Genomic DNA, 20,725 nt, shown 5'->3' with positions numbered 1-20,725 from the left:
TTCCGGAGCCGCGCCGATGCCGAAACACGGAGGTCGTTCAAAGCCTTTGCGCGACCTGCCTGCCTTAAAAACTGTCACAATTCGGCCCTAATCGAGGTGCGATAGCGCTTGCTGAATGCTGGCATTTCGGCTGGTGTGACCGATGTTTAGACTAGGCCCTTTTCCACAACCCAATCGAGGTTTTCTGAGCCCGCATGCCTGCCGAGATTCGCAAGGCCCGCGCGTCCGACGTCGATGACCTCGCCGCCATCGAAAAAGCTGTTTTCTCGAGCGACCGCATTTCTCGCCGCTCCTTTCGCCAACTGATCGAACGCGACACCGCCGAACTGCTGGTTGGCGAGAACGATGGCCACGTCGCCGGCTATGCGGTCGTGCTGTTTCGCAAGGGCAGCGGCGTCGCACGACTCTATTCGATCGCCGTCGGTCCATTTTTCGGCGGCCGCGGCGTTGGCCGCCTGCTGCTGGAAGAGGCCGAGGCCGCCGCTTTCGAGCACGGCCGCATGATGCTTCGTTTGGAAGTCCGCGAAGACAATCCGCGCGCCATCCAGATTTACGAGCAGAGCGGCTACCGCAAGATCGGCCGTGAACCGGACTATTACGAGGACGGCGCCACGGCGCTGCGCTATGAGAAGACCTTGCGCGGCGACATTCCGGTCGCCACCGAAGTGCCGTTTTATCAGCAGACTTGCGAATTCACCTGCGGACCATGCTGCCTGATGATGGCGATGGCTAACTTCGACCCCGGATTCGTGCCGGATCCGGTGATGGAAATCCGGCTGTGGCGTGAGGCGACGACCGTTTTCATGATGTCGGGGCCGGGCGGCTGCGAACCGTTCGGGCTGGCCGTCGCCGGTTATGAGAGCGGGCTTGCTGCTGAGATCTATGTCTCCTTCTACGGCGCGCTGTTCCTGCAGTCGGTGCGCAGCGAGGACAAGCGCCGGGTGATGGAGCTGGCGCAGGTCGACTTTCGCCGCCGCGCGGAACTTTACGGCATCCCGGTGAATTACCGTTCATTCGGGCTTGACGACATTCGCACCGCGATCGCAGAGGGAAAACTGGTGCTGGTCCTGATCAGCGGCTTCCTGATGTTCGGCAAGAAGGTTCCGCACTGGGTATTGGCCATCGGTGACGACGGCGATCATATCCTGATCCACGACCCTTGGGTCGAGGACGAGCGGCAGGAGACGATCCTCGATGCTGCCAACATTCCCGTGCCTTACGGCATCTTCATGAACATGGCGCAATTCGGCCGCGACGGATTGCGCGCCGCCATCACTCTCGGAAAGCGCGACAGCCAATGACCTGGGTCATCCTTACCGGCCGGCAGAACGATCTCGACCAGGTGGCGACGCCGCACAAGATCATCACCAATCGCGACTACCTTGCCCATCCGGCACTGTTTCGCGGTCAGCGGCCGAAGGTCATCAACCTGTCGAACAATTATGGCTACCAGAGCCGCGGCTATTACGCGTCGCTGCTTGCCGGTTCGCGCGGCCATAAGGTCATCCCGACGGTCGAAACGATGATCGACCTGTCAGAACGCAAGCTCTATGAGCACGCGTTGCCGGAACTCGAACTCGCACTCAACAAGTGCCGCAAGGACCTGGGTGGCGCTTTTCCGCAGAAGGTCTGCATCTTCTTCGGCATCGGACCATCCAGGATCTGGGACCGCTTTGCAAAACTTCTGTTCGACTGGTTCCGTGCCCCGGCGCTCGAGGTCCACGTCAGGGACAGCGCCGAATGGGCCTCGATCCGCAAGATTGGCTTCCATCCGCTGGCCAGGATGACCGAGGACGAGGAAACGCACTTTCTCCAATGCCTGGACACCTACACCAACCGCGAGTGGCGCGACACCAAGGGCCGCACGCCGGCGCGCTACACTTTCGCCACGCTGGTCGATCCGCATGAGGAACTGCCGCCGTCGGAGATTTCGTCGCTGCGCCACTGGGCCAAGATCGCTGAAAAGATGGGCGTCGAAATCGAGCCGATCACCAAGCGGGATCTGGCCAAGCTCGCCAACTACGACGCGCTGTTCATCCGCGAGACCACCTCGATCTCCAATCATACCTACCGCTTTGCCCGCCGCGCCCAGCAGGAAGGCATGCCGGTCATCGACGATCCGCTGTCGATGATCCGCTGCACCAACAAGGTCTATCTCAACGAGCTGATGACCTACAACAAGGTACCGGTGCCGCCGACGGTGATGCTAGCCGGCCCTTCGGACCTGGAACTTGCGGCACAGACGCTGGGCTTCCCGCTGGTGCTGAAGATCCCGGACTCCTCGTTTTCGCGCGGCGTCAAGAAATGCGGCACCTTCGAAGAGTTGAAGACGCTCGCAACCGAATGGCTGGAGGATTCCGACCTCCTGATCGCGCAAAAATTCATTCCGACGGAATATGACTGGCGCGTCGGTGTCCTCGGCGGCCAGCCCTTGTTCGCCGTCCATTATCTGATGGCCAAGAAACATTGGCAGATCGTCAATCATAAGGCCAACGGCAAGCCCGACCAGGGCGGCATCAAGACCTTCACCCTGAAGGAAGCACCGGCCCATGTCGTCGAGACGGCGGTGAGCGCGGCGCGCTGCATTGGCGACGGCCTCTACGGCGTCGACCTCAAGGAAACCAGGGACGGCGTCTTCGTCATCGAGGTCAATGACAACCCCAACCTCGACCACGGCTGGGAAGACTCCGGCGAAAAAGACGAGGTCTGGGTGCGGCTGACGCAGTGGTTCCTGGAGCGGCTGGACCGGCCGGGGCGATAATATCCGAACTGAGGGGAAAAAGATGCTGTTCTTCGTAACCGAGGATTTTCGCGGCTGCGACCGCAAGGAGATCTACCGCCGTTTCCGCGACCAGGGCCGCCTGAAGCCGGACGCGCTTCTCGTGCACCACAGCTGGATCGCAGCGGATATGAGCCGCTGCTTCCTGCTGGTGGAGGCCGATGACGTCACGCTCCTGCAGCGGTGGGTCATCGAATGGGCGGATCTGGTCGAATTCGAGATCGTTCCCGTGGCGACGAACAAGGATATGGTGGAGGCATTGAGCGGACATCTCTGACCCGTTGGGAACCTCCTGGTTCGCCACACCTGAATGCCGCCTTCTCCCATCAAGGAATTAAGACGCGGATCGAGCGTCATCTCAAGGAGATCTAAGCCGGTTGACCGCGCTTCCGTGATACTGTCGCACTTAGCCGGATTGCCGGATCGTCGCGCTCGACTTCAGCAGCCGATTAATGTCCGACGCCTTTGACGGCACCCCGATCAAATAGCCCTGGGCCTCGACACAACCCTCCTTTTGCAGGAATTCAAGCTGCGCTTCGGTCTCGACACCTTCCGCGGTGACGGTGATGCCCAGCTGTGTGCCAAGCCCGATGATGGTGCGCACGATCGCCGCGGTATCGCGACTGTCGATGTCACGGGTGAAAGAGCGATCGATCTTGATCTTGTCGACGGGAAAGCGCCTGAGGTAGCCCAGCGACGAATAGCCGGTGCCGAAATCGTCCAGCGCGATGCGGACGCCTAGATCGCGTAGCTGCCTGAGTGTCTTGAGCACCAGATCGCTCTCGTCCATCAGCACCGTTTCGGTGATTTCCAGTTCAAGCCGGTTGGCCGGCACGCCCGAGAACGCCAGTGCCGAGATAACGCTGCGGGCAAAGGTACCGCTTTTGATCTGCACGGCGGAGACATTGACTGCGATCCGCCAAGCCGCCCAGCCTGCCGCGGTCGTGCAGGCTTTTCGCAGCGCCCATTCTCCAAGCGGCACGATCAGCCCGGTCTCCTCGGCGGCCGGAATGAAGTCGTCCGGCCGTACCAGGCCGCGCACCGGCGAACGCCAGCGCATCAAGGCTTCGGCACCGACGATTTCGCCGGAGGCGATGTTCATGATCGGCTGGAAATCCAGCTCGAATTCCCGGCGCGACAGCGCTGCCCTGAGATCGATTTCGAGCGCCCGGCGTGCCCGCACCATCGCGTCCATGGCTGGTTCGAAGAAGCGGTACAGGTTGCGTCCTTCGCTCTTTGCCCGATAGAGCGCCATATCGGCATTTTTCAGCAAAGTGTCGGCGTCCTTGCCGTCATTCGGAAACAGCGCGATGCCGAGACTGATGCCGACACGCATGTCGTGTCTTTTGTCGCGAAACGGCTTTCCGATGATCTCGACGATGCGTTTGGCCAGCTTTTCCGCGTCGCCCGGGCTTTTGAGATTGAACTGGATGATGACGAATTCGTCGCCGCCGAAGCGGGCGACAACGTCCGTTTCATTGCGCAGGCACCGTTGCAGCCGTTCGGCCACGCATTTCAGCAGCCAGTCGCCGGCGGGGTGGCCCCAGCTATCGTTGACCGCCTTGAAGTGATCGAGGTCGAGCGAGAATATCGCCAGCGATCCGTCTCTCGTCTCACTCAGGGCTTGGTCGAGCCGTTCGCGAAGCATCGAGCGATTGGGCAGGTTGGTCAGTGTGTCGTGGTGCGCAAGATGGGTCATGCGCTCTTCCACGCGCCTGCGCTCGGTGACGTCGTCGAACGTCGCGACCCAGCCGCCGCCGCTCATCGGCCGGCGCGCAACCAGCAGCGTTCTGCCGTCAGCGAGATGGCGATGCGTTACGTGTGTTTTCCCCGCCCGCAGGCAGGCTTCGATTTGCGAGATTTCGCTGTCGGGGTCGAGCTTTGTATAAATGCCCAGTTCCAGCAGCCGCTTGAACGCATCATGGTGACTCATGCCAAGTGGGAAGTCGGCCGGCCTGACATGATAAAGTTCCAGGAAACGTTCGTTGCGCACGATCAGCTTGCCATCCGCATCGTACATCAAAAGGCCTTGCGACATGTTGGCAAGTGCCGCGTCGAAACGGCGGTGCTGCTCCTTCAACTCCTGCTCGGCGCGCCGTTGCTCGGTGATGTCCTCGTAGATCGATACCCAACCGCCTGACGCCAGCGGCCGGTGCGAAATGTTGACGATACGCCCGTCTGCAAGCGTTTCCTCATAGGTGGAAGGTTTTGCCTGGTCGATATAGGGCTTGCGGATGGCATAGAGTTGCTCAGCGCTTTGCGAGGCGATGCCGATATCCACGCTGTGCTGGAGGATGTCGAAAAACCGGATGCCGGGCCGCACCACTTCGGCGTCGAGGCGAAAGATGCTGATGTAGTTCCTGTTGCAGATGATCATCCGTTCATCGGCATCGAACATGCACAGGCCATGCGACATGTTCTCGACCGCTGCCGAAAAACGCTCGTTCTGTTCGCGCAGCTCGTCTTCAATAGGTTGCGGCTGACCAACGCCTTTGGCCCTCCGTCGGCGGACGGACGAACCAGCCTTGATACCGGCAACGGGCATGAGGCAAGCCTATGGACCATGGTTAACCATGGCACTGTTGTCCCTGCCGGTTAATTTACCGTTTTCAGCCGGCTGGAACGGCAGTCTGGCGTCGCGACTTTTCGATCGCCGCAAAGCGTTTGAGAAAGGCATTCTGCGCCCAAGTCACCGAGCGCGGCGTGACGTCGAAGCGCTCGGCATTGAAGCCGCGCGGCCTGCCGAAGAACTCCGTCGCCTCTGCCGTCGAAAAACCCGCAAGCAGCGTTGCTTCGAAATAAGCGGCGATCTGATCCGCTCGCTTGATCTCCTTGCGCAGTCCCGCGTCGAGTTCGGCCGGCAGTGAAAAGCGCAGATGGATGGCGCGCTGCAGCCTGATCTCGCAATCCCTGTAGCTGCCGCCCATCACGGATTTGAACGGCGAGATCATGTCGCCGATGACATATTCCGGCGCGTCGTGCAGGAGCGCCGCCAACCGCGCGTCGGCGTCGGCATCCGGCATCAGCTCGCCGACAAGCGTTTCGACCAGCAGCGAATGCTGGGCGACAGAAAAGGCGTGCTCGCCTCTGGTCTGGCCGTTCCAGCGTGCGACGCGGGCAAGGCCATGGGCAATATCGGAGATCTCGATGTCGAGCGGTGAGGGATCGAGCAGGTCGAGCCGGCGGCCGGACAGCATACGCTGCCAGGCGCGTGGCGGCGCCCCGGCGCGATCGGCCGCCATCAGGCGTCCTCCGCGCCGACGGCTTCCTGCGGAAAGCTGAATTTCGCCCAGGACGGGATAGCGAGCGACACGGCGACGTCGTCAGCCAGGATCGGCAGGCCGGCCTCGAACGCTGCCTTGACCCGGTCGATGCGGGCAATGGCGAGGCCTGTCGTGCCCGCGGTCGAGCCAAGCGTGCCGACCGGTCGCCCCTCCACGGTCAACTCTGCGCCCGAAGCGGGCAGGGAGCGTTCGGCCGAGACGATCAACACCCGACGCCTGGCAGTGCCGCGATGCTGCATGCGCGAGACGACCTCCTGGCCGACGTAGCAGCCTTTCTTGAAGCCGACACCGCCGATCTCGTCGAGCAACACGTCATGCGGAAAAGCGTCGCCGAGCTGGTAGTCCGCACCGCTTTCGGCAATGCCATGGGCGATGCGAAAGGCTTGCCATGCGGCAAGGTCGCCGCCATCTGCGGTGTCATCGTAGAAGCGCTTGACGGCAGTATCGACAAACCGCGCATCGGCAAACGGTGCTGATTCAAATTGCGAAGTGGTTGAATCGCTTCCCCATGCGACGGCCACAACCGGCTGATCCAGCTTGGCAATTTCGACTTTGGCGCGCAATTTGTAGAGCGTCAGCCGGCGCATGAAATCGTCAGCGGTCTCGGCACGGCACTCGAGCCGGAAAGCATTTTCGCCGGCGCGCGAGATCAGGAAGTCGAAAAGGATCTTGCCTTGCGGCATCAGCAGGGCGCCGGGCTTTGCTTCACTGCTGCCGAGCACGTCGAGGTCGGTAGTCAGGATGTTCTGTAAAAAGTGCTCGGCATCCGGCCCGGACACGGAAACGAGTGCGCGATCTCTGAGCGAGGCAAAGGGCATGGTGGGAAAACGAGCCTGATCTTGCAAAACTATCGGCCATTACGTAAGCCGCTGGCACTTCCCCCGCAAGAGACTGGATCCGTATGGCCCCCATCTACGATCTCATCCTGACAGGCGGCACCGTGGTCAATCACGACGGCCAGGGTTTTCGCGACGTCGGCATCAATGGTGGGCGCATCGCTGCCATCGGCGACCTCCGCCAGGCGTCGGCCGGTGAGACGATCGACTGCCGTGGGCTCCACATCCTGCCGGGCGTCGTCGACAGCCAGGTGCATTTCCGCGAGCCGGGCCTGGAGCACAAGGAAGATCTGGAGACGGGCTCGCGGGCAGCGGTGCTCGGCGGCGTCACCGCCGTCTTCGAGATGCCGAACACCAATCCGCTGACCACCAGTGAGGCAACCCTTGCCGACAAGGTGCGGCGTGCCACCGGCCGCATGCATTGCGATTTTGCCTTCTGGGTCGGCGGGACCCGCGACAATGCAAAAGACGCTGGCGATCTCGAGCGGCTGCCTGGTGCGGCCGGCATAAAAGTTTTCATGGGCTCGTCCACCGGCGACCTGCTGGTCGAGGACGACGAAGGCGTTGCCTCGATCCTGAGGAGCACACGCCGCCGCGCCGCCTTTCACTCCGAGGACGAGTTCCGGCTGCGCGAGCGGCTTGGCGAGCGCATCGCGGGCGATCCGTCCTCACATCCGGTGTGGCGCGACGAGATCGCTGCGTTGCGCTGCACGGAGCGCCTTGTGCGAATCGCGCGCCAGGTCCGCGCCCGGATCCATGTGCTGCACATCTCGACCGCCGAGGAGATAGGCTTCCTCGAACAGCACAAGGATGTCGCGACCTGCGAGGCGACGCCGCATCATCTGACGCTGAGCGCCGATGATTATGCGCAGTTGGGCACCCTGATCCAGATGAACCCGCCGGTGCGCGCCACGCCTCATCGCGACGGGGTCTGGTACGGCGTTGCGCAAGGCATCGTTGATGTGCTCGGCTCCGACCATGCGCCGCACACGCTGGCCGAGAAGGCAAAGCCTTATCCGGCGTCGCCGTCCGGCATGACCGGGGTGCAGACTTTGGTGCCGATCATGTTGGATCATGTCAACGCCGGCCGGCTGACGTTGCAGCGCTTTGTCGACCTGACCAGCCACGGCCCGCAGCGCATATTCGGCATCGCCAGGAAAGGCCGTATTGCCGCCGGCTACGATGCCGATCTGACCATCGTCGATCTGAAGCGCCGCGAGACCATCGCCAACGCCCAGCAAGGCTCCAAGGCCGGCTGGACGCCTTATGACGGCAGGCAGGTGACCGGCTGGCCGGTCGGCACCATCGTTCGCGGCCGGCGCGTGATGTGGGAAGGCGAGATCGTCGCGCCAAGCCAGGGCAGGGCGGTGGAGTTTTCCGAGGCGCTGGCGCGCTAGTCGCCGGCGACGAAGAACGTCCATTGTCCGGTCGGCGTGATGCCGACGCGGTAGAAAATGTAGGCACCGAACTGCTTCATGTCGTCATAGTCGCTGGCGGTGACGATCTTGAACAGCTCGACCCGTTGTCTGGCGTCGAGCTTGTCCAGCGGCAGGGCGAAGAAATAGGGCCAGACATAGAGATCCTGCGGCGTGCCGGCATCGACATGGACAAAACCGGCACTGAGCACTTCTTCCAGGATGGCGAGGATCTCCTGGCCTTCCGTATCGCCCGAAAGGCCCTTCAGGAAGGCGATCGGGTCGCCCTCGATGTCACCCAGCGACAATTGGGTCATCGTGTCGCCCTTGCCGATCAGCGGCCGAAGTTTTTCGATGTCGCCGCTTTTGCAGGCCTCGACTATCAGATCGTGCATGCGCCTGACCGGTTCCGGCAACTTGGCCAGGTCGTAGACGACTTCGGGCACGGGCGCGTCCGGATCGACATGCGGATTGGCCATGCCGCCATCGTTGGCCGGCCCTTTCGGTTCGGTTTGTTCCGGCTCGTCGGATGGCGTCGGCTGGCTGGCCGGTGGTGGCGTCGTGCCGAGCGGGCCGGGCATCGGCACGGTACTTCCGGGCGGCGACATGTCACCGTCGGGCGGCGGCGTGACCGGTGAGGGAAGGTCTTGGCGCTTGATCTCGCTGAGGGCGTGAGCGGGACTGCTCGCAAGAAACAGTGCAAGGGGAATCGTGGCGCAGGAAGCAGTAAGCCAAATGCTGAGGACCAGGCCGCGCGGCTTGCCTGATATCGAAAAATTCACCGCCTGCTACTCCCTGGTTCCAGCCCATCCATGTGCCCGGACATGATGTCCGGCGGCGCGCCGTCGTCAAAGAACCGGGGTCAGTGCCGCAGTCTTTCGGGCTCGAAGGCCCCGGCAATCACCTTTTCACGCATGCGATCGAGCAGGGCAAGCGCCGAGGTCTCGCCATTGGTGCGCAGCATTTCGCCGAATGCCGTTTCGAGGGCTGCCTCGGCGATGATTTCCGGCTCGATCCCGGCCGACAATCCTTCTGCCCAGGCTTCGCTGTGGCTTTCCACGGCGGTCAGGCGCTTTTCTTCCCTGACCAGCGCGTCGATGTCGTTGACGCCATGTTCCATTGCGATTTCCACCCTTTCAAGCGGTGATCCGTTGGACAGGGATCAAGCTTGAGTTGTCCCTTTTACACGCAGGCGCAGTAAGTACTTGTAAATACGACATTTTTTTGGTCGTCTTCTACAAATTCCGTCGCGTCTAGCAAACCTGCGTCCGATCCGTTTCAAACTTAGCCGATTAGGCCGGCCAAGGGGACGGAAACCTTCAGTTTGAGTTAATTTCACATTCGCGCGCTAACGTTTCGTTAACATAGTTGCAAAAGTGCAACAGCAGGTTTGCACCAAGACCTCACCCGAGGCAAGTGGAGAAGTGTCGAACGCGTCCGCCGCAACGGCGCCGGCGGTTGATGGCGGTTTGCCGGAACGGTAGCTGCCGCCGTCAGTTTCCGTAGCGAGAGGCTATGTCGCGAGACAGCGTCTCGCCTTCCTTCATGTAGCGGCTGATGGCTTCCGTCGCCGAGGCCGTGCATTGCGTATAAGTACCGCCGAACGACCGGTAGCCGCGGTTGAAGCTGGCGATGAAGCGGGCGCGCCGCTCCGGGTTCGGATTTTCCGATGCGATCAGTTTTTCCATCTCGGCTCGCCACCGATCGCCCTTCTCGCCACACAGATTACGCAGGAAATGCAGCGAGCCGAGCACTTCCGCCAGCCGCATCAGCCCGGGCTCGAACGGTGCTTCGGCGGCAATCGCCGGGCGCGCACCGACAACCACACTGACGGCGAGGCATGCGGCGAGAAACGAAGACGTGCGGCTCATGAGTCCTTGTGCTGAAACAATTTGTCGCCTGCAAGGCGATTCTCTGGCTCAGGTCTCGCCGTCTTTGTTGGGACCGAGTAGATCGTCCGCAATTTCAAACACCGCATCGGCGAGCGGCATCGCTGTCATTTCGGCCAGCGTATAGAAAGCCGCGGTTTCGGCGTCGTCGCTGGCCACCGCCTCGCCGCCAGCATAATTGGCCCCAAACACCGTCAGCCAGTAGTCGACCGGATGCCCGTCGCCGCTGCCGTCGATGTGGATTTCCCGCAGCGGCCGGTAGCTGCGCGCCTGCAATCCGGTCTCTTCCAGCAATTCGCGCCGTGCTGCCTGTTCCAGCGTCTCGCCGGCTTCGACCTTGCCGCCGGGAAAGGCATGGAGGCCTTGCGAGGGCGGCCTGGCCCGCTTGACCAGCAGCACCGTGTTCTCGCGCACGACGCAGACCGAGACTGCCGGAATGATCTTGCGTGCTTCCATGGGCTTCGGATCGCTCGATTGGCATAGCCCGTTGTGGACCGGCCGTCGGCGAACAGCTTTAGCGGTTGCGAAAGGCGGGTTCCATGGCCACTTTCACATGCCACCAATTCGAGAGCTGAATTCATGTGCGGACGCTTTGCCTTGACCGCCACTCCGGACCAGACCGCCGCCTTTCTCAGCCTGGCGGAACTTGAGGAGTTTCCGGCCCGCTACAACATCGCGCCGACGCAGCCGGTGCTGATGGCGCTCGCCGGATTGCCGCAGGCGCCGGGCTCGAACCTGCCCGACCGCCGCTCGATGCTGGTGCGCTGGGGCCTGATCCCGGCCTGGGTCAAGGATACGCGTAACTTCCCGCTGCTGTTCAACGCGCGTTCTGAGGGGGCTTCGGAAAAGGCGTCGTTTCGCGCTGCCATGCGCCATCGCCGCGCCCTGGTACCGGCTTCGGGATTCTACGAATGGCACCAAACCGGTGGCAGAAGAGGGCAGCCCTATTGGGTGCGGCCAAGGCGTGGCGGGCTTGTCGCCTTCGCCGGGCTGATTGAGACCTATGCCGAGCCGGGCGGCTCGGAAATGGACACCGGCGCCATTCTGACCGCCCACGCCAATGCCGATACTGCCCATATCCACGACCGCATCCCGGTGGTGATCCATCCCGAAGATTTCGCGCGCTGGCTGGATTGCAGCACGCTCGAGCCGCGCGATGTGGCCCATCTGCTGAGACCCGCCCAGCCCGATTTCTTCGAAGCGATCCCGGTTTCCGACCTCGTCAACAAGGTCGCCAATACCGCGCCGGAGATTCAGGAGAAGGGCGTCGTCGAGCCTGAGCCTGAGAAGGTCAGGCGCCAGAAGTCCGGCGCGAACGACAGTCAGATGAATTTATTTTAGCAAAAGCTACTATTGCTGGTGCGCCGTGAGCGCCTCAATCTTCCCGACGGCATTCTCAGGCAGCGCGCGGCGAAACGATCTTCTGCGCCGGCTTCTTCTTCTTCGCGGTGTGCAGAAGAGCTGCGACGATTGCTGCCGGGCCGATCGCCCGGTAGTGGCTGGCGAGCGCCGGTTGCTTGGCGCGGTTGGATTCTTGCTTAGGCATTGTTCTCTTCCCTGGTAACGTCTTCATGTCTGCGTTTGCTGGCCGAATCCGACCAAATCGTGACGCTTGCTGATCTAGCCGGCGAATGTTTCATCACAGTGCCGACCTGTTTAATAAAATGTTTCAGTGGCTCAATTCCTGTGAGCCAACGATATTTTTGGCGAAGGTAGCGACTTGACGGCAACACCGGGCAAGGCGATAAAGCCGGCCATGAAAACGTCTTTCGCCATTTGTGGCATTTGCATTATCGGCTAGCCTCGCGCTGGTCCTGGACGTTTTCGCCTCATCTCCTCCCAGATTGGACAAACGCCCCGGCCAGCAGGCTGGACCCCGATTTGCGCCTCGGCGTAACCGACTCCATCCAGAGCACGATCCCAAAAGATCATGCCAAAGTAACGCACCGGGAACGCACGTATGTCTGACGCATCGAAGAGCCTGCGCCTCTACAACACGCTAACGCGGAGCAAGGAGGATTTCTTCCCGATCGATCCGCGCAACGTGCGCATGTATGTCTGCGGTCCGACGGTCTATGACTTCGCCCATATCGGCAATGCGCGGCCGGTGATCGTCTTCGACGTGCTGTTCCGCTTGCTGCGCCATCTCTACGGGCAAGCGCATGTCACTTACGTCCGCAACATTACGGACGTCGACGACAAGATCAACGCTCGCGCGCTGCGCGATTTCGGCGGCGAAATTGCATCGGGCAAGCTGTCGCTGAACGAAGCGATCAGGCGGGTCACCGAAAAGACCGCCGGTCAGTTCCACAAGGACGTTGCGGCGCTCGGTTGCCTGGAACCGACGGTCGAGCCGCGCGCCACCGAGTTCGTCGAGCCCAGGCCCGACGGCAAGGTCGACATGATCTTCTTGATTCAACGCTTGATCGAACGCGGCCATGCCTATGTCGCGGCTGGAGAAGTCCTGTTCGACACCGCTTCCATGCCGGACTACGGGCAGTTGTCGAAGCGCAATCTCGATGAGCAGCAGGCCGGCGCCCGCGTCGCCGTCGATGAGCACAAGAAGAACCCGCAGGATTTCGTGCTGTGGAAATTGTCTTCGCCCGAGGAGCCGGGCTGGGACAGCCCGTGGGGCAAGGGTCGGCCGGGCTGGCACATCGAGTGCTCGGCGATGTCGGCCGCCTATCTCGGCGAGGTGTTCGATATCCATGGCGGTGGTCTCGACCTGATCTTTCCGCACCACGAGAACGAGATCGCGCAATCGCGTTGCGCCCACGGCACCGAAACGATGGCCAAGATTTGGATGCACAACGGTTTCCTGCAGGTCGAGGGCCAGAAGATGTCCAAGAGCCTGGGCAATTTCTATTCGATCACCGAATTGCTGGAGACGGATACCTTTGGCGGCCGCAAATGGCCGGGCGAGGTGCTCAGGCTGGCGATGCTGATGACGCACTATCGCGAGCCGATCGACTTTTCCGTGCGCAAGCTGGAAGAGGCGGAGAATACGCTGCGCAAATGGAAGCGGGCGGCCGATCTGGCGCCGCCGACGGCAAAGCCGGTGCCGGCGAATGTGATCGAAGCGCTGTCGGATGACCTTGCCACCTACGCCGCATTCCAGTTGCTGACGCAGTTGGCTGGTGATGCTGTTGATTTCAACGCAGGTAGCGGCAACGCAGCCGCCGAAGACAACGATGCTGCCGCTTCACTGAAGGCATCGCTTCTGTTCCTCGGCTTCGACATCGCAACAGCCAAGGTGGATGAAGACGCCATTGCCAAGGCGATCGCCAAACGCCTCGCGCTGATCGCCGCCAAGAACTGGGCCGAGGCCGACCGCATCCGCGACGAGTTGCTGACGCAAGGCATCCAGTTGAAGGACGGCAAGGACCCCGTCACCGGCGAACGCATCACCACCTGGGAGGTAAAAAGATGATCGATCATCTCGGCATCACCGTTTCGGATTTCGACGCGTCGAAGGCTTTTTACGACAAGGCGATGCGCCGCTCGGCGCCTCGCTGCTCTACATGGTGCCGCAGGAATATACCGGCGGCGCCAAGGTCGGCGGCTACGGCCGCGACCGGCCGGTGTTTTGGCTGCATGCCGGCAACGACAAGCCGAAGGATCATCAGCATGTCGCCTTCACCGCTCGCAGCCGCGCCGAGGTCGATGCCTTTCACGCCGCGGCGATTGCCGCCGGCGGCAAGGACAATGGCCGGCCGGGCCTGCGCCCGCACTACCATCCGAACTATTATGGCGCTTTTGTTTTCGATCCCGACGGCAACAATGTCGAGGCGGTTTGCCATGCCCCGGAGTAGTGCGCGATGAGCCTCGACAACAGACCGGTCTATACAGGCGGCTGCCAGTGCGGCGCGGTGCGCTTCCGCGTCGAAGGAGCGCTCGGCGATGCTTCCGTCTGCCATTGCCGCATGTGCCAGAAGGCGAGCGGCAATTTCTACCTGCCGCTGGTCTCGGTACGCGGCGCAAGCCTGGACTGGACGCGCGGTGAGCCCAAACGCTTCCGCTCGTCCAACGCGGCTTTGCGCGGTTTCTGTGCCGAATGCGGCACGCCGCTGACCTTCGAAGCGCCCGACGGGGTGGCCCTCGCCATCGCCACATTCGACCACCCCGAGGAGATCGCCCCGACCATCCAATGGGGTGTCGAAGCCAAGCTCCCGTACGTGGATCACGTCCACGAATTGCCAGGTGAGGAAACGATGGCCGACGTCTCGTCGGCCTCCTATCTCGCCGATCTCGTCTCCTACCAACATCCCGACCACGACACCGAACAATGGCCGCCGGAGGAAAAATCATGACCGAAACCGTTCGTACCGGCGGCTGCCAGTGCGGCGCCGTGCGCTTCCGCATCCACGGCGCGCTCGGCCGCCCGTCCATTTGTCATTGCCGCATGTGCCAGAAACAGTTCGGGTCGTTTTTCGGCGCGCTGGTGACAGTGCCGAGCGACGGCGTCGAATGGGTGCGCGAGGAGCCGAGTTACTTTCAGTCGTCGGTCAACATCGATCGCGGCTTCTGCGCCCGCTGCGGCACACCGCTGACCTACCGCCAGCCCGGCGCGCTGGAGATCGCCATCGGCGCCTTCGACGACCGTTCCGATCTGGCGCCGCAGATCCAGGTTAACTACGCCGCCAGGCTGCCTTGGGTCGAGACGATCTTCGACGCGCCGATCCATGATGACCCGGATTTCTACGCGCGACAGGAATCCATCATCTCCTTCCAGCATCCCGATCACGAGACGGCCAACTGGCCGCAGCAGGGCCTGAAATTATGAGCAGCGAATTCCGTACCCTCTATCCCGAGATCGAGGCTTTCGAGTCCGGCATGCTCGACGTTGGCGATGGCCATCAGGTCTATTGGGAGCGCTCCGGCACCAGAGGGGCCAAGCCGGCTGTCTTCCTGCATGGCGGGCCGGGCGGCACCATTTCGCCAAAGCACCGGCGGCTGTTCGATCCGACGCTGTACGATGTCATCCTGTTCGACCAGCGCGGCTGCGGAAAATCGACGCCCAATGCCTCGCTTGAAGCCAACACCACCTGGCACCTGGTCGCCGACATCGAGCGCCTGCGAAAAATGTGCGGCTTCGACAAATGGCTGGTGTTCGGCGGTTCGTGGGGTTCGACGCTGGCGCTGGCCTATGCCGAGACCCACCCCGAGCGGGTCAGCGAACTGGTCGTGCGCGGCATCTACACGCTGACCCGCGCCGAACTCGAATGGTACTACCAGTTCGGCGTGTCGGAGATGTTCCCCGACAAGTGGGAGCGGTTTCTGGCGCCGATCCCGGAGGCCGAGCGCGGCGACATGATGGCCGCCTACCGCAAACGGCTGGTCGGCAGCGATCCTATGGCGCAGGTCGAGGCCGCCCGCGCCTGGAGCCTGTGGGAGGGCGAGACGATCACGCTGCTGCCGGAACCGGAAACCAGCGGTCCCTTCGGCCAGAATGATTATGCCCTGGCTTTCGCCCGCATCGAGAACCACTATTTCGTCCATGCCGGCTGGCTGGAAGAGGGACAGCTGCTGCGCGATGCATGGAAGCTTAAGGATATCCCGGGTACCATCGTTCACGGCCGCTACGACATGCCGTGCCCGGCGCGTTACGCCTGGGCGCTGCACAAGGCGTGGCCGAAAGCGGATTTCCATCTGATCGAAGGCGCCGGCCACGCCTATTCGGAGCCGGGCATCCTCGACAGGCTGATCCGCGCAACGGACATGTTTGCGGGGAAATGACCATGGCTCGCGAGCGCCTTTATCTGTTCGACACCACGCTGCGCGATGGTCAGCAGACGCCGGGTGTCGACTTCTCCGTCGAGGACAAGATCGCCATCGCCAAGCTGCTCGACGAGTTCGGCATCGACTACGTCGAGGGCGGCTACCCCGGCGCCAATCCAACCGACACTGCCTTCTTTGCCGAGCGCCGCACGGCCGATGCCAAGTTCGTTGCCTTTGGCATGACCAAACGGGCAGGAGTGTCGATCTCGAACGATCCTGGGCTTGCCGCGCTGGTCCAGTCGAAGTCGGACGCCATCTGCTTCGTCGCCAAGAGTTGGGACTACCATGTCCGCGTCGCGCTCGGCTGCACCAATGAGGAGAACCTCGAGGCGATCAAGGCCTCGGTCGAGGCGGCGCTCACTGCCGGCAAGGAGGCGATGGTCGACTGCGAGCATTTCTTCGACGGCTTCAAGGCCAATCCAGATTATGCGCTGGCCTGCGCTAGGACGGCCTACGATGCCGGCGCGCGCTGGGTGGTGCTGTGCGACACCAATGGCGGCACGCAGCCCTCCGAGGTGCGCGCCATCGTCGAAAAGGTGATCGCGGCCGGCATACCGGGCGACCATCTCGGCATCCACGCCCATGACGACACCGGCCAGGCGGTGGCGAATTCGCTTGCCGCCGTAGAGGCCGGCGTGCGCCAGATCCAGGGCACGCTGAACGGCATCGGCGAGCGCTGCGGCAACGCCAACCTGATCTCGATCGTGCCGACACTGGCGTTGAAGCCGGCCTTTTTCCGCCGCTTTGCAACCGGCATTTCGGCAGAGGCGTTGACCGGTATATCGCGCCTGTCCCGCGCCTTCGACGAGTTGCTGAACCGTGCGCCGGAAGCGCAGGCGCCCTATGTCGGTGCCTCCGCTTTTGCTACCAAGGCCGGCATCCATGCCTCGGCGCTGGCAAAGGAGCCGGCGACCTACGAGCATGTGCCGCCAGAGACCGTCGGCAACCGCCGCCGCGTCATGGTTTCGGACCAGGGTGGCAAGGCCAATTTCCTCGCCGAGCTGAAGCGGCGCGGCATCGACATGCCCCGGGATGACCATCGCCTCGACGCGCTGATCGCTGTAGTCAAGGAACGTGAGGCGGAGGGCTACGCTTACGAAGGCGCCGACGCCAGCTTCGAGCTTCTGGCGCGCAAGATGCTGCATGGCCTGCCGGAATTCTTCCGCGTCACTTCGTTCCGCTGCATGGTCGAGCGCCGCTTCGACGCCAACGGCCAGCTGAAGACGGTCTCGGAGGCGATCGTGAAAGTGCTGGTCGAGGGCGAGGAGAAGATGTCGGTCGCCGAAGGCCATGGCCCGGTCAACGCGCTCGACATTGCGCTGCGCAAGGATCTCGGCAAATTCCAGAGCGAAATCGCCGATCTCGAGCTGGCCGACTTCAAGGTGCGTATCCTCAATGGCGGCACCGAGGCGATCACCCGCGTGCTGATCGAATCGCATGACGGCACCGGTGCGCGCTGGTGGACGGTCGGCGTCTCCGAAAACATCATCGATGCTTCATTCCAGGCGCTGATGGATTCGATCGTCTACAAGCTGATGAAGAACCGCGACATGGCGGGATTGGCGGCGGCGGAATAGCGTTGAACCATCAGCGAGACTCCATTGATCCATCAGCAATTTGCGATGGTTTTGGGCAAGCCGCTGGGGCATAGCCTTGGGCCATGGCTACCCAAGCACTTCAAATCGAGGCCGATACCAAAGCTCGTCGCGGCTTCCTTCTGGCGCTCGGCGCCTACCTGCTTTGGGGGCTGCTGCCCTTCTACATGAAGGCTGTCGCGCATCTGCCGCTAGCCGAAGTCATTGCCCACCGCATCGTCTGGTCGGTGCCGATCGCGGCCGCTGTCCTGGTCTGGGCCGGTCGCACTGCCGATTTCAAAGCGGCAGTTCGTTCACCGCGCATCATTTCGATGGCGGTGCTGACGGCGGCGCTGATCTCGGTCAACTGGGGCATCTATGTCTGGGCGATCGCGGTCGACCGCACCATCGAGACCGCGCTCGGCTACTACATCAACCCGCTGGTCAGCGTCGTTGTCGGCGCGCTGCTGCTCGGCGAGCGGCTCGACCGCCTGCAGATCGCGGCGGTGGTGCTGGCGGCAATCGCAGTCGCGGTGCTGACCATCGACGCCGGCAAGCTGCCCTGGGTGTCGCTGGTGCTAGCCTTTTCCTTTGCCGCCTATGGCTTCTTCCGCAAGACGCTGCCAATCGGCCCGAGCCAGGGCTTCCTGCTTGAAGTGCTGCTGCTGTCGGTGCCGGCACTCGGCTACATCATCTTCCTGATCGCCACAGGACAGGATCATTTCATCTCCAGCTCGCTGAACGACACCGCCTTGCTGATCGGCTGCGGTCCGGTCACCGCCGTGCCTCTGCTGTTGTTTGCGTTCGGCGCCAGGCTGCTGCGCCTCTCCACCATCGGCATCATGCAATATATCGCGCCGACGATCGTCTTTTTGATCGCGGTGCTGATTTTCGGCGAACCCTTCGGCAGTGTTCAGGCCATAGCCTTCGGGCTGATCTGGGCGGCACTGGCGATGTACTCTTGGTCGATGTTTTCTTCGGCGCGCAAGACCGTTTCCGCATCAGCTCGAGCCGCGTAACGAAGAAAGGCGGCTGGCCGGTCTTAATGCCGGCAGCCGCGTCTTTCACGAGCGCTCAGCGCTTCGGCCCGAAGCCGGGATATGGCTGCAGCGGCACGACGGCGGCAATATCCATCATGCCGGCCTTGACCAGCGGTAGAGTTGCAAGATGATGGCGCACATCCGCATCGCTGCCGGCTTCGAACATCATGCCGCTGCCGGGAATGTCGCCCCGATTCCACACCTGACGCACGGCGCCTTCGGCATAGAGCGTGCGGCGCTGCTCGGCCTCGCCAGGCAGCAGCGGCGCGAAATCGGCGTCGGTGAACTTTTCGGTGTTGCGCGCAAGAAGAGCAAAGAACTGCATCGGAATCTCCTGATGTTGGCCGTTGGAATGGCGGAAATATTCGCTTCTGCTGGCCAGACAGTCCAAGACTGATTAGGCTAAATTTGAGACCTCACGGGACTTGAGCATCGAAGCAACAATGTTCGACCTGCGCCAGCTCCGCTATTTCATCACGGTGGCCGAAACCGGCAACGTCGGGCGTGCCGCCGAATTGCTGCACATCTCGCAGTCGCCGCTCAGCCGTCAGATCATTCAGCTGGAGGAGCAGCTGGGCGTCGCACTGTTCGAGAGGGCGAGGCAGCGGGTTCATCTCAATGCCGAGGGCCGCGCTTTTCTTGCCGAGGCGCGTGCGCTGCTGGCCCATGCAAGACGGCTCGAGGAGCTCGGCCGCAATCTCGCCAGCGGTACGGTCGGCCGTCTCGCCATCGGTTATGTGGAAGGTGCGGTCCATGCCGGGCTTGTCGCTCGGATGCTGCGCCAGTTTCGCCGCGACCGGCCCGAATTTCATCTTCAACTGAAGGGTCAGCGTTCCGCCGCCCAGATCGAAGCGCTGCGCGAACGATCGCTCGATCTGGGCCTTGTCTACACGCCTCCTTCTGCCGATGATCCCGACATCGTCGCCATGCTCATCATGCGCGAGCCGCTGGTTCTGGCGATGCCGGAAGGCGATCCATTGGCAGAAATCGCGGAGATACTGCCGCAGCAACTGGACGGCCGTACCTGGATCACGGTGGTGCGCCAGCCTGACGACACCAACCGCAGCCAATTTCTCGCCGCCTGCGCGAAGGCCGGTTTCCTGCCCGACATAGCCTATGAGACGACCGATCCGTTGACGTCGTTGGGCTCGCCGGGCTTGGGCTGGCGACGGTGCAGGCCAGCCTGCGGAGTGCCGCGCCGCCTCAGATCGTGTTTCGCGATCTGCCGTGGTTCGAACGCACCGTCTCGATCCATCTCGCCTGGCGGCGTCAGGACAAGCGTGCGGTCATCGGAGACTTGAGGAAGGCAGTAGGGAAGGAGTGAATAGTGAATAGTGAATAGTGAATAGACAGGCGCCGGTTTGGAAAGTCTTCTACTTCACCATTCACCATTCACCATTCACCATTCACCATTCACCATTCACCATTCACCATTCACTCTACATCTTATCAATCACCGACTGCACGCCCTCCGTCGGTGCATCGACGGAGGATCCCGCCACCATGATAGCGGCGACGATTGCTTCCGGATCCTCGACCACCAGCGGCTTGGCCCGTTGCGCTGTGTGGATGAAGCCCTCCGTTGCCATGTGGTCGAGCAACGCCAGCATCGGATCCCAGAACCCGCCGACGTTGCCGAAGACGATCGGCTTGCGGTGATGGCCGAGCTGTGCCCAAGTCATGATCTCGACGATCTCCTCGACGGTGCCGATGCCGCCGGGCAACGCCACAAAGGCGTCGGATTTCTCAAACATCCTGTGCTTGCGCTGGTGCATGTTGTCGGTGATGACGAGCTCGTCGAGCCGGTTAAGCGCGGTTTCGGTCGCCTCCCGGTTGATCAGAAAACGTGGAATTATGCCGGTTACCTTGCCACCGGCCTTTAATGCCCCTTCAGCGACGGCACCCATGATCCCTTTAGTGCCGCCGCCATAAATCAGACGCAGGCCGGACTTGGCGATCGAGCGGCCAAGCAGGTGTCCGGCCTTGATATAGGTTTCATCTCGGCCCGGGGACGAGCCGCAATAGACGCAGACAGATCGAATCGTGTTCATGTTATGATTGGTGATAGGGACTATTGGCATGGTCAAGCCCTGGGGCGGGCTTTTTCTTGTCGGCTTTGGTAAAACAGGC

At 62.1% G+C, this 20,725-nt stretch carries 22 protein-coding genes and 1 pseudogene; 13 read left to right on the top strand and 10 right to left on the bottom strand.

Features of this window, described 5'->3' with window-relative positions; translation table 11 throughout:
* Window positions 1–194: 194 nt before the first annotated feature.
* The 3 genes from NKI58_RS11175 to NKI58_RS11165 are packed head-to-tail and all read left to right on the top strand — an operon-like array spanning window position 195 to window position 3,056.
* Window positions 195–1,301: a peptidase C39 family protein gene (locus NKI58_RS11175; protein ID WP_023677756.1), complete on the top strand. Its 1,107-nt coding sequence runs from the start codon at window positions 195–197 to the stop codon at window positions 1,299–1,301.
* The gene (locus NKI58_RS11170; protein ID WP_352785857.1) at window positions 1,298–2,761 is read left to right on the top strand and encodes a RimK family ATP-grasp domain-containing protein; all 1,464 of its coding nucleotides are present in this window, start codon (window positions 1,298–1,300) and stop codon (window positions 2,759–2,761) included. Before NKI58_RS11175 ends, NKI58_RS11170 begins: the two co-directional genes overlap by 4 nt.
* A gap of 22 nt (window positions 2,762–2,783) precedes the next feature.
* Entirely contained in the window at window positions 2,784–3,056 is a 273-nt protein-coding gene (locus NKI58_RS11165) for a DUF3303 domain-containing protein (RefSeq protein ID WP_023719871.1), read from the top strand.
* 129 nt (window positions 3,057–3,185) lie between these two features.
* Here the strand turns inward: NKI58_RS11165 and NKI58_RS11160 are convergent, their stop codons facing one another.
* The 3 genes from NKI58_RS11160 to ygfZ all read right to left on the bottom strand — a co-directional run bounded on the left by NKI58_RS11160 (window position 3,186) and on the right by ygfZ (window position 6,881).
* Entirely contained in the window at window positions 3,186–5,324 is a 2,139-nt protein-coding gene (locus NKI58_RS11160; RefSeq protein WP_352785859.1) for a putative bifunctional diguanylate cyclase/phosphodiesterase, read from the bottom strand.
* A 64-nt stretch (window positions 5,325–5,388) separates the two neighbouring features.
* Entirely contained in the window at window positions 5,389–6,021 is a 633-nt protein-coding gene (locus NKI58_RS11155; protein ID WP_023719870.1) for a YfbR-like 5'-deoxynucleotidase, read from the bottom strand.
* The gene (gene ygfZ / locus NKI58_RS11150; RefSeq protein WP_352785861.1) at window positions 6,021–6,881 is read right to left on the bottom strand and encodes a CAF17-like 4Fe-4S cluster assembly/insertion protein YgfZ; all 861 of its coding nucleotides are present in this window, start codon (window positions 6,879–6,881) and stop codon (window positions 6,021–6,023) included. Before ygfZ ends, NKI58_RS11155 begins: the two co-directional genes overlap by 1 nt.
* An 83-nt stretch (window positions 6,882–6,964) precedes the next feature.
* On the opposite strand from ygfZ, the gene NKI58_RS11145 reads away from it, so the two are divergent.
* Complete coding sequence (locus NKI58_RS11145; RefSeq protein ID WP_352785864.1) at window positions 6,965–8,296, top strand: dihydroorotase; 1,332 nt, start codon at window positions 6,965–6,967, stop codon at window positions 8,294–8,296.
* On the opposite strand, the gene NKI58_RS11140 is transcribed toward NKI58_RS11145, so the two are convergent.
* The 4 genes from NKI58_RS11140 to NKI58_RS11125 all read right to left on the bottom strand — a co-directional run bounded on the left by NKI58_RS11140 (window position 8,293) and on the right by NKI58_RS11125 (window position 10,659).
* Window positions 8,293–9,096 carry a hypothetical protein gene (locus NKI58_RS11140; RefSeq protein ID WP_352785867.1) on the bottom strand — a complete coding sequence of 268 codons (804 nt, stop codon included), beginning with the start codon at window positions 9,094–9,096 and terminating at the stop codon, window positions 8,293–8,295. The genes NKI58_RS11145 and NKI58_RS11140 overlap by 4 nt on opposite strands.
* Window positions 9,097–9,176: 80 nt before the next feature.
* A complete protein-coding gene (locus tag NKI58_RS11135; RefSeq protein ID WP_023677749.1) occupies window positions 9,177–9,434 on the bottom strand; it encodes a hypothetical protein in 258 nt (85 codons plus the stop codon).
* 373 nt (window positions 9,435–9,807) lie between these two features.
* The gene (locus tag NKI58_RS11130) at window positions 9,808–10,185 is read right to left on the bottom strand and encodes a TIGR02301 family protein (RefSeq protein WP_023677748.1); all 378 of its coding nucleotides are present in this window, start codon (window positions 10,183–10,185) and stop codon (window positions 9,808–9,810) included.
* Between the two features lie 48 nt (window positions 10,186–10,233).
* Window positions 10,234–10,659, bottom strand: coding sequence for an NUDIX hydrolase (locus NKI58_RS11125; protein WP_352745002.1), 426 nt, complete (start codon window positions 10,657–10,659; stop codon window positions 10,234–10,236).
* Window positions 10,660–10,782: 123 nt separating this feature from the next.
* On the opposite strand from NKI58_RS11125, the gene NKI58_RS11120 reads away from it, so the two are divergent.
* Window positions 10,783–11,544 carry an SOS response-associated peptidase gene (locus NKI58_RS11120; protein WP_352785870.1) on the top strand — a complete coding sequence of 254 codons (762 nt, stop codon included), beginning with the start codon at window positions 10,783–10,785 and terminating at the stop codon, window positions 11,542–11,544.
* Window positions 11,545–11,599: 55 nt separating this feature from the next.
* Here the strand turns inward: NKI58_RS11120 and NKI58_RS11115 are convergent, their stop codons facing one another.
* On the bottom strand, window positions 11,600–11,749 hold the full coding sequence (locus NKI58_RS11115) for a hypothetical protein (protein WP_023677745.1): 150 nt from the start codon (window positions 11,747–11,749) through the stop codon (window positions 11,600–11,602).
* Between the two features lie 414 nt (window positions 11,750–12,163).
* Here NKI58_RS11115 and cysS point away from each other — a divergent pair, with 414 nt between their 5' ends.
* The 7 genes and pseudogenes from cysS (at window position 12,164) to rarD (ending at window position 18,574) form a co-directional block, all read left to right on the top strand.
* Window positions 12,164–13,633 (top strand): cysteine--tRNA ligase, encoded by a 1,470-nt coding sequence (gene cysS / locus NKI58_RS11110; protein ID WP_352826602.1) that lies wholly within the window; start codon window positions 12,164–12,166, stop codon window positions 13,631–13,633.
* A pseudogene (locus NKI58_RS11105) lies at window positions 13,630–14,015 on the top strand (VOC family protein). Before cysS ends, NKI58_RS11105 begins: the two are co-directional and overlap by 4 nt.
* A gap of 6 nt (window positions 14,016–14,021) precedes the next feature.
* On the top strand, window positions 14,022–14,513 hold the full coding sequence (locus NKI58_RS11100; protein WP_352785876.1) for a GFA family protein: 492 nt from the start codon (window positions 14,022–14,024) through the stop codon (window positions 14,511–14,513).
* Complete coding sequence (locus tag NKI58_RS11095) at window positions 14,510–14,986, top strand: GFA family protein (RefSeq protein ID WP_352448982.1); 477 nt, start codon at window positions 14,510–14,512, stop codon at window positions 14,984–14,986. Before NKI58_RS11100 ends, NKI58_RS11095 begins: the two co-directional genes overlap by 4 nt.
* Window positions 14,983–15,939, top strand: a complete 957-nt coding sequence (gene pip / locus NKI58_RS11090; protein ID WP_352785880.1) for a prolyl aminopeptidase — start codon at window positions 14,983–14,985, stop codon at window positions 15,937–15,939. The genes NKI58_RS11095 and pip overlap by 4 nt, the downstream gene beginning before the upstream one ends.
* Window positions 15,936–17,558, top strand: a complete 1,623-nt coding sequence (gene cimA, locus NKI58_RS11085) for a citramalate synthase (protein ID WP_352785883.1) — start codon at window positions 15,936–15,938, stop codon at window positions 17,556–17,558. Before pip ends, cimA begins: the two co-directional genes overlap by 4 nt.
* An 83-nt stretch (window positions 17,559–17,641) precedes the next feature.
* A complete protein-coding gene (gene rarD / locus NKI58_RS11080; RefSeq protein WP_352824951.1) occupies window positions 17,642–18,574 on the top strand; it encodes an EamA family transporter RarD in 933 nt (310 codons plus the stop codon).
* A 55-nt stretch (window positions 18,575–18,629) separates the two neighbouring features.
* On the opposite strand, the gene NKI58_RS11075 is transcribed toward rarD, so the two are convergent.
* A complete protein-coding gene (locus tag NKI58_RS11075) occupies window positions 18,630–18,920 on the bottom strand; it encodes a muconolactone Delta-isomerase family protein (RefSeq protein WP_352448978.1) in 291 nt (96 codons plus the stop codon).
* Between the two features lie 100 nt (window positions 18,921–19,020).
* Here NKI58_RS11075 and NKI58_RS11070 point away from each other — a divergent pair, with 100 nt between their 5' ends.
* Window positions 19,021–19,896, top strand: coding sequence for a LysR family transcriptional regulator (locus NKI58_RS11070; protein WP_352853198.1), 876 nt, complete (start codon window positions 19,021–19,023; stop codon window positions 19,894–19,896).
* Between the two features lie 138 nt (window positions 19,897–20,034).
* Here the strand turns inward: NKI58_RS11070 and NKI58_RS11065 are convergent, their stop codons facing one another.
* A complete protein-coding gene (locus tag NKI58_RS11065; protein ID WP_352785890.1) occupies window positions 20,035–20,646 on the bottom strand; it encodes an LOG family protein in 612 nt (203 codons plus the stop codon).
* Between the last annotated feature and the right edge of the window lie 79 nt (window positions 20,647–20,725).

Origin of the sequence: Mesorhizobium sp. M0522, from assembly GCF_040321085.1 — a bacterium.
Classification (GTDB): Bacteria; Pseudomonadota; Alphaproteobacteria; order Rhizobiales; family Rhizobiaceae; genus Mesorhizobium.
This window is presented reverse-complemented; position numbering and strand designations above follow the sequence as displayed.

Coding starts and splice junctions, on each gene's coding strand:
- NKI58_RS11170 (WP_352785857.1), top strand. CDS start 1,298: ATGACCTGGGTCATCCTTACCGGCCGGCAGAACGATCTCGACCAGGTG.
- rarD (WP_352824951.1), top strand. CDS start 17,642: ATGGCTACCCAAGCACTTCAAATCGAGGCCGATACCAAAGCTCGTCGC.
- NKI58_RS11155 (WP_023719870.1), bottom strand. CDS start 6,021: ATGGCGGCCGATCGCGCCGGGGCGCCGCCACGCGCCTGGCAGCGTATG.
- cysS (WP_352826602.1), top strand. CDS start 12,164: ATGTCTGACGCATCGAAGAGCCTGCGCCTCTACAACACGCTAACGCGG.
- NKI58_RS11115 (WP_023677745.1), bottom strand. CDS start 11,749: ATGCCTAAGCAAGAATCCAACCGCGCCAAGCAACCGGCGCTCGCCAGC.
- NKI58_RS11165 (WP_023719871.1), top strand. CDS start 2,784: ATGCTGTTCTTCGTAACCGAGGATTTTCGCGGCTGCGACCGCAAGGAG.
- NKI58_RS11145 (WP_352785864.1), top strand. CDS start 6,965: ATGGCCCCCATCTACGATCTCATCCTGACAGGCGGCACCGTGGTCAAT.
- ygfZ (WP_352785861.1), bottom strand. CDS start 6,881: ATGCCCTTTGCCTCGCTCAGAGATCGCGCACTCGTTTCCGTGTCCGGG.
- NKI58_RS11135 (WP_023677749.1), bottom strand. CDS start 9,434: ATGGAACATGGCGTCAACGACATCGACGCGCTGGTCAGGGAAGAAAAG.
- NKI58_RS11130 (WP_023677748.1), bottom strand. CDS start 10,185: ATGAGCCGCACGTCTTCGTTTCTCGCCGCATGCCTCGCCGTCAGTGTG.
- cimA (WP_352785883.1), top strand. CDS start 15,936: ATGACCATGGCTCGCGAGCGCCTTTATCTGTTCGACACCACGCTGCGC.
- NKI58_RS11100 (WP_352785876.1), top strand. CDS start 14,022: ATGAGCCTCGACAACAGACCGGTCTATACAGGCGGCTGCCAGTGCGGC.
- NKI58_RS11075 (WP_352448978.1), bottom strand. CDS start 18,920: ATGCAGTTCTTTGCTCTTCTTGCGCGCAACACCGAAAAGTTCACCGAC.
- NKI58_RS11120 (WP_352785870.1), top strand. CDS start 10,783: ATGTGCGGACGCTTTGCCTTGACCGCCACTCCGGACCAGACCGCCGCC.
- NKI58_RS11175 (WP_023677756.1), top strand. CDS start 195: ATGCCTGCCGAGATTCGCAAGGCCCGCGCGTCCGACGTCGATGACCTC.
- NKI58_RS11095 (WP_352448982.1), top strand. CDS start 14,510: ATGACCGAAACCGTTCGTACCGGCGGCTGCCAGTGCGGCGCCGTGCGC.
- NKI58_RS11160 (WP_352785859.1), bottom strand. CDS start 5,324: ATGCCCGTTGCCGGTATCAAGGCTGGTTCGTCCGTCCGCCGACGGAGG.
- NKI58_RS11125 (WP_352745002.1), bottom strand. CDS start 10,659: ATGGAAGCACGCAAGATCATTCCGGCAGTCTCGGTCTGCGTCGTGCGC.
- pip (WP_352785880.1), top strand. CDS start 14,983: ATGAGCAGCGAATTCCGTACCCTCTATCCCGAGATCGAGGCTTTCGAG.
- NKI58_RS11065 (WP_352785890.1), bottom strand. CDS start 20,646: ATGAACACGATTCGATCTGTCTGCGTCTATTGCGGCTCGTCCCCGGGC.